Origin of the sequence: Bradyrhizobium sp. ORS 111, from assembly GCF_045571485.1 — a bacterium.
Taxonomy (GTDB): Bacteria; Pseudomonadota; Alphaproteobacteria; order Rhizobiales; family Xanthobacteraceae; genus Bradyrhizobium.
Genome location: NZ_CP120701.1, coordinates 3,369,708 through 3,383,470 on the forward strand (window position 1 = coordinate 3,369,708; position 13,763 = coordinate 3,383,470).

Annotated in this window: 12 protein-coding genes; 7 read left to right on the forward strand and 5 right to left on the reverse strand. The window is 64.5% G+C overall.

Annotated features, from left to right (window positions below):
- Positions 1-10: 10 nt before the first annotated feature.
- The gene (locus tag P6U30_RS15520) at positions 11-2,674 is read left to right on the forward strand and encodes a molybdopterin-dependent oxidoreductase (RefSeq protein ID WP_407169830.1); all 2,664 of its coding nucleotides are present in this window, start codon (positions 11-13) and stop codon (positions 2,672-2,674) included.
- Positions 2,675-2,777: 103 nt separating this feature from the next.
- On the opposite strand, the gene P6U30_RS15525 is transcribed toward P6U30_RS15520, so the two are convergent.
- Positions 2,778-3,035 (reverse strand): hypothetical protein, encoded by a 258-nt coding sequence (locus tag P6U30_RS15525; protein ID WP_407169831.1) that lies wholly within the window; start codon positions 3,033-3,035, stop codon positions 2,778-2,780.
- A gap of 252 nt (positions 3,036-3,287) precedes the next feature.
- On the opposite strand from P6U30_RS15525, the gene P6U30_RS15530 reads away from it, so the two are divergent.
- The gene (locus P6U30_RS15530; protein ID WP_407169832.1) at positions 3,288-4,514 is read left to right on the forward strand and encodes a CaiB/BaiF CoA transferase family protein; all 1,227 of its coding nucleotides are present in this window, start codon (positions 3,288-3,290) and stop codon (positions 4,512-4,514) included.
- Between the two features lie 242 nt (positions 4,515-4,756).
- The gene (locus tag P6U30_RS15535; protein ID WP_407169833.1) at positions 4,757-5,152 is read left to right on the forward strand and encodes a RidA family protein; all 396 of its coding nucleotides are present in this window, start codon (positions 4,757-4,759) and stop codon (positions 5,150-5,152) included.
- 110 nt (positions 5,153-5,262) lie between these two features.
- Here the strand turns inward: P6U30_RS15535 and P6U30_RS15540 are convergent, their stop codons facing one another.
- Positions 5,263-5,958, reverse strand: coding sequence for a TetR/AcrR family transcriptional regulator (locus tag P6U30_RS15540; RefSeq protein WP_407169834.1), 696 nt, complete (start codon positions 5,956-5,958; stop codon positions 5,263-5,265).
- Positions 5,959-6,252: 294 nt separating this feature from the next.
- Here P6U30_RS15540 and P6U30_RS15545 point away from each other — a divergent pair, with 294 nt between their 5' ends.
- The 3 genes from P6U30_RS15545 (at position 6,253) to P6U30_RS15555 (ending at position 9,879) form a co-directional block, all read left to right on the forward strand.
- Positions 6,253-7,485 (forward strand): acyl-CoA dehydrogenase family protein, encoded by a 1,233-nt coding sequence (locus P6U30_RS15545; RefSeq protein ID WP_407169835.1) that lies wholly within the window; start codon positions 6,253-6,255, stop codon positions 7,483-7,485.
- 165 nt (positions 7,486-7,650) lie between these two features.
- Complete coding sequence (locus tag P6U30_RS15550; RefSeq protein ID WP_407169836.1) at positions 7,651-8,709, forward strand: phosphotransferase family protein; 1,059 nt, start codon at positions 7,651-7,653, stop codon at positions 8,707-8,709.
- A 303-nt stretch (positions 8,710-9,012) separates the two neighbouring features.
- Positions 9,013-9,879, forward strand: a complete 867-nt coding sequence (locus P6U30_RS15555) for a DMT family transporter (RefSeq protein ID WP_407169837.1) — start codon at positions 9,013-9,015, stop codon at positions 9,877-9,879.
- A 141-nt stretch (positions 9,880-10,020) separates the two neighbouring features.
- Here the strand turns inward: P6U30_RS15555 and P6U30_RS15560 are convergent, their stop codons facing one another.
- Positions 10,021-10,773, reverse strand: a complete 753-nt coding sequence (locus P6U30_RS15560) for an SDR family NAD(P)-dependent oxidoreductase (RefSeq protein ID WP_407169838.1) — start codon at positions 10,771-10,773, stop codon at positions 10,021-10,023.
- A gap of 98 nt (positions 10,774-10,871) precedes the next feature.
- Here P6U30_RS15560 and P6U30_RS15565 point away from each other — a divergent pair, with 98 nt between their 5' ends.
- The gene (locus P6U30_RS15565; RefSeq protein ID WP_407169839.1) at positions 10,872-11,189 is read left to right on the forward strand and encodes an ArsR/SmtB family transcription factor; all 318 of its coding nucleotides are present in this window, start codon (positions 10,872-10,874) and stop codon (positions 11,187-11,189) included.
- A 43-nt stretch (positions 11,190-11,232) separates the two neighbouring features.
- On the opposite strand, the gene argE is transcribed toward P6U30_RS15565, so the two are convergent.
- Together argE and P6U30_RS15575 are read right to left on the reverse strand one after the other, a co-directional pair.
- Positions 11,233-12,402, reverse strand: a complete 1,170-nt coding sequence (gene argE, locus P6U30_RS15570) for an acetylornithine deacetylase (RefSeq protein WP_407169840.1) — start codon at positions 12,400-12,402, stop codon at positions 11,233-11,235.
- Between the two features lie 441 nt (positions 12,403-12,843).
- A complete protein-coding gene (locus tag P6U30_RS15575) occupies positions 12,844-13,629 on the reverse strand; it encodes an SDR family NAD(P)-dependent oxidoreductase (protein WP_407169842.1) in 786 nt (261 codons plus the stop codon).
- Between the last annotated feature and the right edge of the window lie 134 nt (positions 13,630-13,763).

The following is a 13,763-nucleotide window of genomic DNA, read 5'->3' on the forward strand; positions in this document are numbered from 1 at the left end:
GCGACAGGCGATGTCGACCAAGACCACGTGCCCCTATTGCGGCGTCGGCTGTGGCGTCGTCGCGCGCAAGGATGCCGACGGCAGCGTCCGCGTCGAGGGGGACCCGCAGCATCCGGCGAATTTCGGCCGGCTCTGCAGCAAGGGCTCGGCGCTTGCCGAGACCATCGGTCTTGAAGGGCGGCTGCTCGAGCCGCTGATCGGCGGCGCGCCGGCGACCTGGGACGACGCGCTCGACCATGTCGCTGGCGGCTTCGGCCGGATCATCCGGGAGCACGGGCCCGGTGCGGTGGCGTTCTACGTCTCGGGCCAGCTCCTGACCGAGGACTATTACGTCATCAACAAGCTCGCCAAGGGCTTTGTCGGCACCGCCAACATCGACACCAATTCGCGGCTCTGCATGGCCTCGAGCGTCGCCGGGCACAAGCGCGCGTTCGGCAGCGACACCGTGCCGGGCTGCTACGAGGATCTCGAGCAGGCCGATCTGTTGGTGCTGGTCGGCTCCAACGCGGCCTGGTGTCACCCGATCCTGTATCAGCGCATGCTGGCGGCCAAGGAGAAGAACCCGGCCTGCAAGATCGTGGTGATCGATCCGCGCCGCACCGCGACCTGCGAGGGCGCCGATCTGCATCTGCCGTTGCGCTCCGGCAGCGACTCCGTGCTGTTCAACGGGCTGTTCGCGTACCTCGCCGGCAGCAACGCGGTCGATCGCAGCTTTGTCGGCAATTGCACGACGGGCATCGTCGATGCCCTCAAGCAGGTGGCAGGCCAGACCCTGGCGCAGACCGCTGCGACCTGCGGCCTGACCGAAGGCGCGGTCGGGCTGTTCTTCGACTGGTTCACCAGGACCGAGCGCGTCGTCACGCTCTATTCGCAAGGCATCAACCAGTCGAGCAGCGGCGTCGACAAAGTCAACGCCATCATCAATTGCCATCTGTTGACGGGACGGATCGGCCGTCCCGGCATGGGGCCGTTCTCGCTCACCGGCCAGCCCAACGCGATGGGCGGCCGCGAGGTCGGCGGCCTTGCCAACCAGCTTGCCGCGCATATGGAGCTCGAGAAGCCCGAGCATCGCGAGAAGGTGCAGCGGTTCTGGCGCGCGCCTGTCCTCGCGGAGAAGGGTGGACTGAAGGCGGTCGACATGTTCGACGCCATCGCCGACAAGCGCATCAAGGCGGTCTGGATCATCTCGACCAATCCGGTCGTCAGCCTGCCTGATGCGGACCGCGTGCGCGCTGCACTCGAAGCGTGCGAGCTCGTCGTGGTCAGCGACTGCATGCGCGACACCGACACCACGCGCTATGCCGACGTGCTGCTGCCCGCGCTAGCGTGGGGTGAAAAGGACGGCACCGTCACCAACTCCGAGCGCCGCATCTCGCGGCAGCGGCCGTTCTTGCCGGCGCCGGGCAAGGCGCGCGCCGACTGGCGGATCATCTGCGACGTCGCGAGCCGCATGGGCTATTCCGGCTTCGACTACGCTTCCGTCGCCGAAGTGTTCCGCGAGCACGCCGCGCTATCCGGCTTCGAGAACGAGGGGACGCGGGATTTCGACATCTCGGCGCTGGCGACGCTCGATAACGGCGGTTACGCCGCTCTGGCGCCCGTGCAGTGGCCGGTGACATCAGATCATCCGGCCGGCACGGCGCGGATGTTCGACACCCAAAAATTCTTCACGCCCGACCGCAAGGCCCGCTTCATCCCGGTGGCGCCGCGCCCGGCGGGCAACCCGACCAGCCGCGACTATCCGCTGGTGCTCAACACCGGCCGCGTCCGCGACCAGTGGCACACCATGACGCGGACCGGAAAGACGGCGCGGCTGCTGTCGCACATCTTCGAGCCCTATGCCGAATTCCACCCCGAGGACGCGCGTCTCGCCGGCCTGCAGCACGAGGGTCTCACGCGGTTGACGAGCCCGTGGGGCGAGATGATCGCCCGCGTCGTGGTCAGTGCCGACCAGCGCCGCGGCTGCGTGTTCGTGCCGATGCACTGGAACGAAGAGTTCGCCGGAGCAGGGCGCGTCAACGCGCTGGTCAATCCGGTGGTCGATCCGCTGTCGGGGCAGCCGGAATCCAAACACACGCCAGTCAAGGCCGATCCCTACGCGCCGAAATGGCATGCCTTCATCCTGAGCCGCAACGCGATCAGGCGTCCCGCGACCGGCTATTGGGTTCACGGCAAGGCCGGCGATTGCTGGCGGCTGGAACTGACCGGCGATGCGCGCCCGGAGAGCTGGCGCGACTGGGCGCGGGCGCAGCTCGGCCTCGAAGGGGTCGAGATCGAATGGATCGCCTATCGCGATCCGGCAGCGGGACGGTTCCGCTACGCGGCGGTACGCGACGGCAGGCTGGAAGGGTGCGTGTTCATCGCGCCCGACCACACGCTGCCGTCGCGGGCGTGGCTGGCCGGGCTGTTCGCGGAAGCGCAACTGTCGGCCAATGCGCGGATGTCGCTGCTGGCCGGACGGCCGTTCGGGGCAGGCGAGGACAAGGGGCCGATCGTCTGCTCGTGCTTCGGCGTCGGGCAGCACCAGATCACCGACGAGATCAGAAAGGGCGCCGACAGCGTCGCGGCCGTCGGCCGCAGCCTGAAGGCCGGCACCAATTGCGGCGGCTGCAAGCCCGAGATCAGCAAGCTGATCGGCGCCAGCGCGCCGCCGCGGCAGGCGATCGCGTCGTAGGCCTAGAGCATGATCCGGAAAAGTGTGAAGCGGTTTTCCGAAAAGATCATGCTCAAACAAGGAGCTAAAGCGCGATGACGATTCGCCCCAATCTCATCGCGCTTTAGCAGCCGCGGCAGATGCTCTTCAGCTTGCTGTTGAGCAGGCGATCCTCCTCGTCCGAGGCCGCGTTGATGTAAGGATCGTCGGCGTGGCGCTTATCGGCGGCAAACGCCCCGGCACCGGCTGCGCCGCCGCCGTGCATGCGATGCAAATGGCGCCCGCCGTGTCCGACTCCGTGCCCACCGCCGCGTGCGTCGGCCGCCGCCGTCGAGCCCGCCAGCACGGTCAGTGCCAGCGCCATCATCGTGATCGTCTGCATATCCGGCCTCCTTGCGGCGCCAAAATACCGTTGAAGGTGCCAAAACCGTGTCGGCTTCTTTCACAATTTCGCGCGGCGGCAATCAGCGGTCAGTTCCCGCACAGCGCCGCCGGGATCCGGCACGTAGGCCGCGAGCGGATGGCTTCATGCCGACAATGCAGTGCTCGCCGCGCCAAAATGGTGTATCGGCAAGCTCGGCCGCGCGCGGGCAGAGGTCCGGCGCCGCACAATCAACATCTTGGAGGAAAGTTCATGTCGGCTCTGCCACTCTCGGGCATCAAGATTCTCGACCTGACGCGGGTGCTCGCGGGCCCGCTGTCGGCCCAGATGCTGGCGGATCTCGGCGCCGAGGTGATCAAGATCGAGCGGCCCGGCGGCGGCGACGACGCCCGCGCCTTCGGCCCGCCTTACCTGACCGATCCCGAAGGCAAGCAGAACAACAACAATTCGTTCTATCTCTGCGCCAACCGCAACAAGAAGTCGGTCACCGTCAACATTGCCAAGCCCGAAGGGCAGGAGATCATCCGCGAGCTGGCAAAATCGGCTGACGTCATGATGGAGAACTACAAGGTCGGCGATCTCAAGCGTTACGGCCTCGACTACGAAACCATCAAGAAGCTCAACCCCGGCATCATCTATTGCTCCGTGACCGGCTTCGGCCAGACCGGCCCCTATGCCCCGCGCGCCGGCTACGACGCGATCCTGCAGGCGATGGGTGGGCTGATGAGCGTCACCGGCCATATCGACGGCGAGCCCGGCGAGGGCCCGATGAAGGTCGGCCCCTCGATCGTCGACTACATGACCGGCATGAATACCTCGATCGGAATTCTGTCGGCGCTGTATCATCGCGACGCCAATGGCGGGGAAGGGCAGCACATCGACGTCTGCCTGTTCGACACCGTGATCGCCTCGCTGTCGCATTGGTTGCAGATCTACCTCGTCAACGGCAAGACCCCGCCGCGCCGCGGCACCTGGGGCAATGGCGGCATGCCGGCCGGCGTGTTCCGCTGCACCGACGGCGAATTGATGCTGGTGGTCGGCAATGACGGCCAGTTCCAGCGCACATGCGCCGTGCTCGGCGAGCCCGAGCTCGCCAACGACAAGCGCTTCATCAAGAACAACGACCGCGTCGTGCACGGCAAGGAGATCATGGCGATCTTCGCCGGCCTGTTCCTGAAGAGGCCGGTTGCGTACTGGCTCGAAAAGCTCGAGGAGGCCGGTGTGCCGTCCGGGCCGATCAACAATTTCGAGCAGGTGTTCAGCGATCCGCACGTGCAGTCGCGCGGCATGCGGGTCAAGGTCAACCATCCGTTCGAGCCGAACCTGTCGCTGATCCGCAACGCGCTGACCTTCTCCGGCACGCCGATCACCGACTACCGCGCCCCGCCGCTGCTCGGAGCCAACACCGACGAGGTGCTGGCGACAATCGGTTATGACGCAGCCAGGGTGGAAAAGCTGAAGGCGCAGGGGGTCCTGTAAGCCGAGCTGGCGACACGTGTAGCACGCTTTCCGTCATCCTGAGGAGGCCGCAGCGCGGCCGTCTCGAAGGATCGACGGCCACCAGCCGGGCCGTTCATCCTTCGAGGCTCGCTCCGCTCGCGCCTCAGGATGACGGTTAGACGGCGATGCTGCCCCCTGATACACTTCGACCATCATCGAACCATCATTGACATCAACCTGCTAGTTTGGCGCGATCGATCCTCTTATCGAAAGTGTCAATCATGAAACGAGAAGTGGTCCGCGTCGAACCGATCTCGACTTGGCTGGAGCGCTGGAAGGCGCCGGCTTCCGCGGTGACGTGTGCCGGCAACATGATCTTCGTCTCCGGCCTGCCGCCATTCGATCCAGCAACCGGCGGGATCGCCGTTGGTAGCACGATCGAGCGGCAAAGCGAGCTCGTCATGGAGCAGCTCAAGCAGTGCCTCGCGGCAGCCGGTGCCTCGCTCGACAATGTGATGAAGTGCAACGTGTTCTGCACCTCGGCCGAGCACTTCGCCACGTTCAACGCGATCTACAGGACGTACTTTCCGAATGATCTGCCGGCGCGGATCTTCGTCTGCATCCCGGAATGGACCGGGCCGTTCGACGTCGAGATCGACTGCATCGCGATGGCGTGACGGCGCTGCTTGAACTCGGCGTGCCGGCCGCTTGACCTCTCCCCACCGGGGAGAGGTGACGAGCTCGCGGCGAGGCGTCAATCGCCGCGTACCGTGCGTGCGGGTGCGCTTCACAGGTCCTGCCGCGTCAGGCGTCCGTGCATGGCGGCTGGTCGCGCGGGCGGCGGCGCGACGGCTGCGGGCTGGCCCATCGACAGCGCCATCACGGTGACCGCGACCACGCGGTCGATGATGGCCTGCACGTCGTCGAGGTCGCATTTGCCTTCGGAGAGCCGTAGCAGGCGTTCCTTCTCGCGGATCGTGTGATGGGCCATCGCCAGCGCAAAGTGCAGACCCCAATAGAGCTCGGTGTCCTCGCGGCCGGGCATCGCGCGGCGCATTGCCGCTGCGAATTTGCGCAAGTGATCGACCTCGCGGTTCTTGATGCGCCGGATCGGCGGCACTGATTCAATCGACGCCCGGATCATGAAGCGGGCCGCCGTCGAGCCCTCGCGATCGGGGCCGAGGCAGCCGCGCAACGTCGGGCCGACGAGGGCGCGCATGATGTCCTCGATTGAGGCGCGTCCGCCGCCTCTTTCCTCCGCCGCCTTCAGCTCATTGAGACGTTCGCGGTTGGTCTGGATGCTGCGGGTAACGAACAGCTCCGCGATCAATTCGTCCTTGGATCCGAAATGGTAATTCACTGCCGCAAGGTTGACGTTCGCCTCCGCGACGATGTCGCGTAGCGTGACGTCGCCGAAGCCGCGGTCGGCATAGAGCCGCTCGGCGGCGGCGAGAATGGCGGATCGGGTCTGATCGCTGGCCATGGCCTGGAGCCTTTCCGTCATTCCGGGGCGACGCGGAGCATCGAACCTAGAATCTCGCGCTATGACCTCTGGATTCCGGGTTCAGCTCTGCGGGCTGCCCCGGAACGACAAAGGCGAGGTTGCATTTCAAACATTTGTATGAAACTATCGTTTGAAGAGCCGGAAATGTCAATCCGCCGATGTCGCGGCTGGCGTTCTGGCACACCACGATCGCGATCCCGCGAACGTCCTTGCGGCGTGCGGGCGCGGGGTGGACAGTGCGGCCCAAAGTCTAGGAACAACGAGGAGCGTCCCATGGATTTCACGATGTCGGCCCGGCAGAAGGAATGGCTCGAGCGCGTGCAGGCCTTCATGAAGGACCACGTCCGTCCCGCGGTGCCGATCTACGAGAAGCAGGATGCCGAGGGCCCGCGCTGGAAGGTGATCCCGGTCCTCGAGGAGCTGAAGAAGAAGGCGAAGGCCGAAGGCCTCTGGAACATGTTCATGCCGCCGTCCTCGCATGAGGACGATGAATTCCACGGCGCGGGATTGACCAATCTCGAATACGCGTTGCTGTCGGAGGAGATGGGGCACATCTCCTGGGCGTCCGAAGTGTTCAACTGCTCGGCACCCGATACCGGCAACATGGAAGTGTTCATCCGCTACGGCACCAAGGAGCAGAAGCGCAAATGGCTGCGCCCGCTGATGGACGGCGAGATCCGCTCCGCCTTCCTGATGACCGAGCCCGCCGTGGCCTCGTCCGACGCCACCAACATCGAAACCCGCATCGAGAAGGACGGTGACCACTACGTCATCAACGGACGCAAGTGGTGGTCGTCGGGCGTCGGTGATCCGCGCTGCAAGATCGCGATCCTGATGGGCAAGACCGATCCGAGCGCCGCCAAGCACCAGCAGCAGTCGCAGATCCTGGTGCCGCTCGACACCCCCGGCATCAAGGTCGAGAAGATGCTGCCGGTGTTCGGCTTCGACGATGCGCCGCACGGCCACGCCCAGGTGCTGCTGGAGAACGTCCGTGTGCCGAAGGAAAACATCCTGCTCGGCGAAGGCCGCGGCTTCGAGATCGCGCAGGGCCGTCTCGGCCCGGGCCGCATCCATCACTGCATGCGCACCATCGGCCAGGCCGAGGAGGCGCTGGAGAAGATGGTGAAGCGGCTCGCCTCGCGCACCGCGTTCGGCAAGAAGATCATCGAGCATTCGGTCTGGGAGCAGCGCATCGGCGAGGCCCGCACCGACATCGAGATGAACCGCCTGCTCTGCCTCAAGGCCGCCGACATGATGGACAAGGTCGGCAACAAGACTGCACAGCTCGAGATCGCGATGATCAAGGTCGCAGCCCCCAACATGGCGCTGAAGATCATCGACCAGGCGATCCAGGCCTTCGGTGGCGGCGGCGTGTCCGACGACGCCGGGCTGGCGCGCGCCTATGCGCATATCCGCACGCTCCGTCTCGCTGACGGTCCTGACGAGGTGCACAATCGCGCCATTGCCAGACTTGAGCTTCGGAAGTATGCAAACACGTCGCACTGAGTTTGCTGCGTCGTAAATGCTTACCCCTCATCCTGAGGAGCCCGCGAATAGCGGGCGTCTCGAAGGATGCAGGCCGATCCGCGCTCCTCATCACGAGGGGATGACGGACTGAACCAACGGGAGCGCCTGCTGGCGCTCTCCAAGAACAGTTGAGGGAGCGTCACCGTGGCGGACGGCGTCAGGAAGGACGAGGAATTTTCCGGGACAAGGGAAGTCGAGGAGCGTCATCGTATCAACGAGGCGAATCTCGACGCCTGGATGCAGGACAACGTCGAAGGTTATCAGGGGCCGCTCAAGGTCCTGCAATTCAAGGGCGGTCAGTCCAATCCGACCTACAAGCTTGAGACACCCGGCCGCAGCTACGTGATGCGCCGCAAGCCGTTCGGTAAATTGTTGCCGTCGGCGCACGCGGTCGACCGCGAGTTCCGCGTCATCGCCGCCCTCGGCAAGCAGAACTTTCCGGTCGCGAAAGCGTATGCGCTGTGCACCGACGATGCCGTGATCGGCGCGGCCTTCTACATCATGTCGATGGAAGAGGGGCGGGTATTCTGGGATCCGACGCTGCCGAGCCAGCCGCCGGAGGCGCGCCGGAAGATCTTCACCAGCAAGATCGAGACGCTGGCGAAGCTTCATCTGTTCAATCCGGAAGCGATCGGACTCGCCGATTTCGGCAAGCCGGGAAATTATTTCGCGCGGCAGGTCGATCGCTGGACCAAGCAATACCGCGCGTCCGAGACGCAATATATCGAGGAGTTCGAGAAGCTCGCCGAGTGGCTGCCGAAGACCGTACCGGTGCAGCAGCGCGTCTCGATCGTGCATGGCGACTATCGCCTCGACAACATGATCTTCCATGCCACGGAGCCGCGCGTACAGGCGGTGCTCGATTGGGAGCTGTCGACGCTCGGCGATCCCATGGCCGACTTCACCTATCTGTTGATGCAGTGGACCATGCCGGGGCTGGCTGGCGCCGATCTCGAGGCATTGAACATTCCAAGCCAGGACGAGGCTGCCGAGATCTACTGCAACGTGACCGGCATCCCGGTGCCTGATCTCAACTGGTATTTCTCCTACAACCTGTTCCGCCTTGCGGGCATCACGCAAGGTATTGCCGGCCGCGTGCGCGACGGCACCGCGTCGAACGCCAAGGCCCTCGAGTCGGCCAAGCGCACCGTGCCGCTGTCGAAGGCGTCATGGGAATACGCGCAGAAAGCCGGTGCGCGGTAGCAATTGAGCGGCGCGATCCTGAACAGGGGCGCGCCGTTTTCTTTTAACCTCGCCCCGCCTGCGGGGAGAGGTCGGATCGCATCGTTGGATGCGATCCGGGTGAGGGAGGCTCTCCGCGAGTTCGTCTTTCACCGACTTTGCCGAGGCAGGCCCTCTCCCCGCAGCGGGGCGAGGGAGCAAATCCCATCGCGACTGATCGCCTTGCTGTCGGCAGCGCAAATCCTTCGGTAAGTGCGTTCCAGCCGGACTCTCATCTTGCACCTCTCCTCAAACCTTCGCGGCAGCCTGTTCATGGCAGCGGCCATGGCCAGTTTCACGATGAACGACACCATCACCAAGGCAGTGTCGGCGGAGCTCAACATCGGGGAAATCCTGGTCGTCCGTGGCGGGTTCGCGATCGTGCTGATCACGGCGCTCGCTTTCCATCGCAAGGCGCTGCGCAGCTTTCGGACGCTGCTGATCTGGCCGGTCGGCTTGCGGGTCGTCGGCGAGATCGGCGGCACGCTGACCTATCTCGCGGCGATCGCGCAGATCCCGCTTGCGAATGCCTCCGCGATCTTCCAGGCGCTGCCGCTGGTCATCACGCTTGGCGCGGCGCTGGTGTTCGGTGAGCCGGTCGGTTGGCGGCGCTGGATCGCGATCGCGGCCGGCTTCATCGGCGTGCTGGTGATCGTCCGTCCGGGCGCGGAAGGCTTCAGCCAGGCCGCGCTGCTGGCGCTGGCCTCGGTCGGCTTCTGCGCGGTGCGCGATCTTGCGACGCGCCGCATCCCGAAGGAACTGCCGACCCTGTTCATCACGCTGCTGACCACCGTGACGGTCAGCACGGCAGGCGCCGTGATCCTGTTTCCACTCGGCGGCTGGAAGCCGCCGTCCGGCCACGCAACGGGCCTTCTCGCGCTCGCCGCGGTGCTGATCCTGATCGGCTATCAATGCATCATCGTGTCGCTGCGCACGGGCGATATCTCGGCGGTGGCGCCGTTCCGCTATCTCGCGTTGCTGTGGGCGATGCTGACGGGCTATCTCGTGTTCAGTCACAAGCCTGACAGTCCGATGCTCGCCGGCGCCGCGATCATCGTGACATCAGGTCTCTACGCGCTCTATCGCGAGCGCAAACGCGACAAGCTGCGTCCCGCCGCGACCGGTCCCGGCCAGCCGCCGGACGGGCTGTGATCCATCCGCGAAGCGATACCCGGGGAGCGGTCCCGCTACACAATTGGCGCGGCTCAGGAGGGCGGATGCGCGCGGCGTCATCCGCCCTCCGTCCATCAGAACGTCATGGCCCGATACTTGGGCATGATGAAAACAGCCACCTCAGTGAAGGCCGCCCGTGACGTGCAACGTTTCACCGGTGACGTAGGAGGCGTCGTCCGAGGCGAAGAAAGCCACGGCTGCTGCGATCTCCTCGACCTTGCCAATCCGCGCCAGCGGCGTGACGGACTCGATCCACTTGCGCATATCGCCCTCGGAGAGGCCGGCAGAAACGACACCTTCGGTCGCGATCATGCCGGGGTTCACGGTATTGACGCGGATCTTGCGCGGCGCCAGTTCCTTCGACAGCACCGAGGAGATCGCGTCCACTGCGGCTTTGGTCGCGGTGTAGACGGCAGTGTTCGGCGGTGCGATCGTCGACACGCCGGAACTGATATTGACGATGCTGCCGCCGGCCGCATTGAAGTGCCGCGCGGCTTCCTGCGAAACCAGCAGCAGGCCAAGCACATTGAGATCGAAATGCTTGTGGAAGTGCTCGGCGGTGATGCCGTCAAGCGGCGCGAATTCGTAGATGCCGGCGTTGTTGACCAAGATATCGATCGGGCCAAACGCCTTGGTGGTCTCGGCTACCACCGACTTCACGAGTCTGGCGTCGGTGAGATTGCCGTGGACGGCGATGGCTTTGCCGCCCTTGCTGGTGATCGCATCCACGACACGCTCGGCCGCCTGTTTGCTGGCGCTGTAGTTGACGGCAACCTTGGCCCCTTCCGCGGCGAGGCGGATCGCGATTTCGGCGCCGATGCCCTTTGACGCGCCAGTTACCAGCGCCACTTTGCCTTCGAGTTTCTTGGTCATCTTGTTCTCCATGCCCGCGCGGCGGACGCGCAGTTCATTCAGTAGTTCAGTAATAGTGAACTATTGAAGCGGTTCAAGGGCAGGGCTATATATTTGTCATGGTGCAATTCGTTCACCCGTCGCGTGAGGACATCACATTGGCCGGGGTGCTGGCAGCGCTCGCAGACCCGATGCGGCTCAAGATCGTCAAAAGTCTGCTTGAACGGAACGATTGCATGTCGTGTACGGCGGCTGCGCCGTGTCCCGAGATGGCCAAATCGACTCTGTCGAACCACTTCCGCGTCTTGCGGGAAGCCGGTTTGATTCGAACCACGAAAAAAGGCGTCGAGCACCGCAATGTGGTGCGCGAAGCCGATATCAACGCGCGCTTTCCCAAATTGCTGAAGACGATTCTGGGTTACCCGGAAAGCGCGTAGGGCGGATCCGCCGAAGCCGTACTCCGCCCTCCGGATTTGCGGTTCATTTTGCGCAATGCGCGATGAGCCGCGCGACGAAGTCACCGCAAGCCTCGAGCTGCGACATCTCGACGAATTCATCCGGCGTATGCGCCTGCGCGATTCCGCCGGGGCCGACCACCACCGACGGCACGCCGGCCATGCTGACGAACAGGCCCGCTTCGGTGCCGAACGCGACCTTGGCGTGGTCGTTGCGGCCGGCAAGCTGCTTGGCGAACGTGACGAAGGGATCGCTGGCTGGCGTATCGAGGGCAGGGTAGTCGAGGATCTCCTCGAAATCGATGCCGCATTCCGGATGGCGCTTGCGCATCGCAGGCTCGATCTCGGCCTTGGCCCAGCCGACGATCGCATCGGTGACCTGCTTGGACTCGCGGATGCCGATGCCGCGGCACTCGAATTCCACCATGCAATGGTCGGGCACGATGTTCAGCGCCGCGCCGCCATGCACGATGCTGGTCAGCAGGGTGGTGTGGGGCATGTCGTACAGCTCATCGCGGTCGCCTTCCGCGGCGAGCCGTTCGGCGCGACGGCGGATCTCGGTAATCAGTTCCGCCGCATATTCGATGGCGTTGACGCCGTCGGGCGCAATCGAGGAATGGCGGGCCAGCCCGCGGAACGTGGCGCGAACGCCGTGCTTGCCCTTGTGTCCGACGATCACCTGCATTTGGGTCGGCTCGCCGACGAAGCAGCCGAGCGGCTTCACCTTCTTGCGGCTGACCTCGCGCAGCATCGGGCGCACGCCGACGCAGCCGATCTCCTCGTCATAGGAGATCGCAAGGTGGATCGGGGTCTTCAGTCCGGCGCCAAGCATCTCCGGAACCATGGCCAGGCAGACCGCGACAAAGCCCTTCATGTCGGTGGTGCCGCGACCATAGAGCCGACCATCACGCTCGACGAGCTCGAACGGATTGTGGGTCCAGTCCTGTCCCGCAACCGGTACCACGTCGGTATGTCCCGACAGCACCAGGCCGGGCTTGTCCTCGGGGCCGATGGTGACCCACAACGAGGCCTTCTGCCCGGTTTCGTCCACGATCCGCTCAGCGCTGACGCCGAGCGAGGCGAGATAGCTTTCGATATGGGCGATCAGTGGCAGATTCGAGCGGTCGCTGACGGTGTCGAAGGCGACGAGGTCGGCCAGCAGTTTGCGGATACGGTCGGGGCGTTGGCTTGGCATGGTGCGGCTCATTGGCAGAAACTGAGATTGTACCACTTTGAAGGCATTGAGTTGCCCGACAGGTCAAGCCCCCGCGCAAAAATATTTCGGTTTTAACGAAATCAAATTCCTGCCCCCGGTGCTATTTTTATTGCACCGGCCCACGGCTGCGATCGGCCCCCGGCTTTCCCTGCGCCCTCTCTTCAAGAGAGCGCGGAACGAGATGCAAAGCTCGGACGATTCACGTCGCGAGATCGCGGATGTATGACTCCGAGCGCTCCAAACACTCGCTGTCGTCCCTGCGAAAGCAGGGACCCATAACCACGAATGTTTGTTGCTGCGCGAAGCTGGAACGACAGCCCCGTTCACAACACCGGCCGCGGAGTATGGGTCCCTGCTTTCGCCGGGACGACGGTGGTGGATGGGGCAGCATCGCAGACGACGGGTTGGAGGCTTTGGTTGCTAAACCGGCCTGCCCGTATATGGCATCGAAGCGGTGAGGCCGCCGTCGACCGGGATGGCCTGGCCGTTGACGTAGGATGCTTCGTCGCTTGCCAGGAACAGGCCCATCGCGGCGAGCTCGTGGGGCTGGCCGGCACGCTTCAGCGGATTGAGCTGGCCGATCTTGTCGGAGGTGCCGCGTTCCTTGGCGCGGTCGAAGACGGGTTTCGTCATCCCGGTTTCGATCAGGCCGGGGCAGACCGCGTTGATGCGCACGCCGGTGCCGGAGAGCGAGTAGGCGGTGGTCTGCACCAGGCTGATGACGCCGGCCTTGCTGGCGCCGTAAGGATGGCCGCTGGCGCCGGCCTTCAGACCTGCGACCGAGGCCGTGCAGATGATCGAGCCAAAGCCCTGCTTGGTCATGTGCGGGATCGAGTGCTTGATGGCGAGGAACGGGCCGATCAGGTTGACGCGCAGCACTTCCTGCCAATGCTCCACGGTCTGGTCGGCGAGTGGCACCAGGCCGCCGCTGACGCCGGCATTAGCCCAGATCGCATCGAGCTTGCCGTATTTCGTGACCGCCTTGTCGATGAAGGCTCTCACGTCAGCCTCGGAGCCTGCATCGGCCGTCACGGCCTCGACGGTGCCGCCGGCATCGCGCACGAGCTTTGCGGTTTCATTGACCCCGACGGTGCGATCGACCGCAATCAGCCTGGCGCCTTCCTTGGTGAACAGCAAAGATGCGGCGCGGCCGATGCCGCTTCCCGCTCCGGTGATGATGACGGATTTGCCTTCGAGGCGGCCCATGCGCTTCTCCCTGGTGGCGTGATCCGTGGCGCCTGCCGCGCGACGGAATTCAAACAAGATTTCAAACGTCCGAAGCACTTGAGACGATGTGCGGCGTGACGTACAGCGACGTGGGACACTATTGAAGGGCTCAT

Bases quoted from the DNA above. Each gene is read 5' to 3' on its own strand.
- P6U30_RS15520 (WP_407169830.1), top strand. From the start codon at position 11: ATGTCGACCAAGACCACGTGCCCCTATTGCGGCGTCGGCTGTGGCGTC.
- P6U30_RS15525 (WP_407169831.1), bottom strand. From the start codon at position 3,035: ATGCAGACGATCACGATGATGGCGCTGGCACTGACCGTGCTGGCGGGC.
- P6U30_RS15530 (WP_407169832.1), top strand. From the start codon at position 3,288: ATGTCGGCTCTGCCACTCTCGGGCATCAAGATTCTCGACCTGACGCGG.
- P6U30_RS15535 (WP_407169833.1), top strand. From the start codon at position 4,757: ATGAAACGAGAAGTGGTCCGCGTCGAACCGATCTCGACTTGGCTGGAG.
- P6U30_RS15540 (WP_407169834.1), bottom strand. From the start codon at position 5,958: ATGGCCAGCGATCAGACCCGATCCGCCATTCTCGCCGCCGCCGAGCGG.
- P6U30_RS15545 (WP_407169835.1), top strand. From the start codon at position 6,253: ATGGATTTCACGATGTCGGCCCGGCAGAAGGAATGGCTCGAGCGCGTG.
- P6U30_RS15555 (WP_407169837.1), top strand. From the start codon at position 9,013: ATGGCCAGTTTCACGATGAACGACACCATCACCAAGGCAGTGTCGGCG.
- P6U30_RS15560 (WP_407169838.1), bottom strand. From the start codon at position 10,773: ATGACCAAGAAACTCGAAGGCAAAGTGGCGCTGGTAACTGGCGCGTCA.
- P6U30_RS15565 (WP_407169839.1), top strand. From the start codon at position 10,872: ATGGTGCAATTCGTTCACCCGTCGCGTGAGGACATCACATTGGCCGGG.
- argE (WP_407169840.1), bottom strand. From the start codon at position 12,402: ATGCCAAGCCAACGCCCCGACCGTATCCGCAAACTGCTGGCCGACCTC.
- P6U30_RS15575 (WP_407169842.1), bottom strand. From the start codon at position 13,629: ATGGGCCGCCTCGAAGGCAAATCCGTCATCATCACCGGAGCGGGAAGC.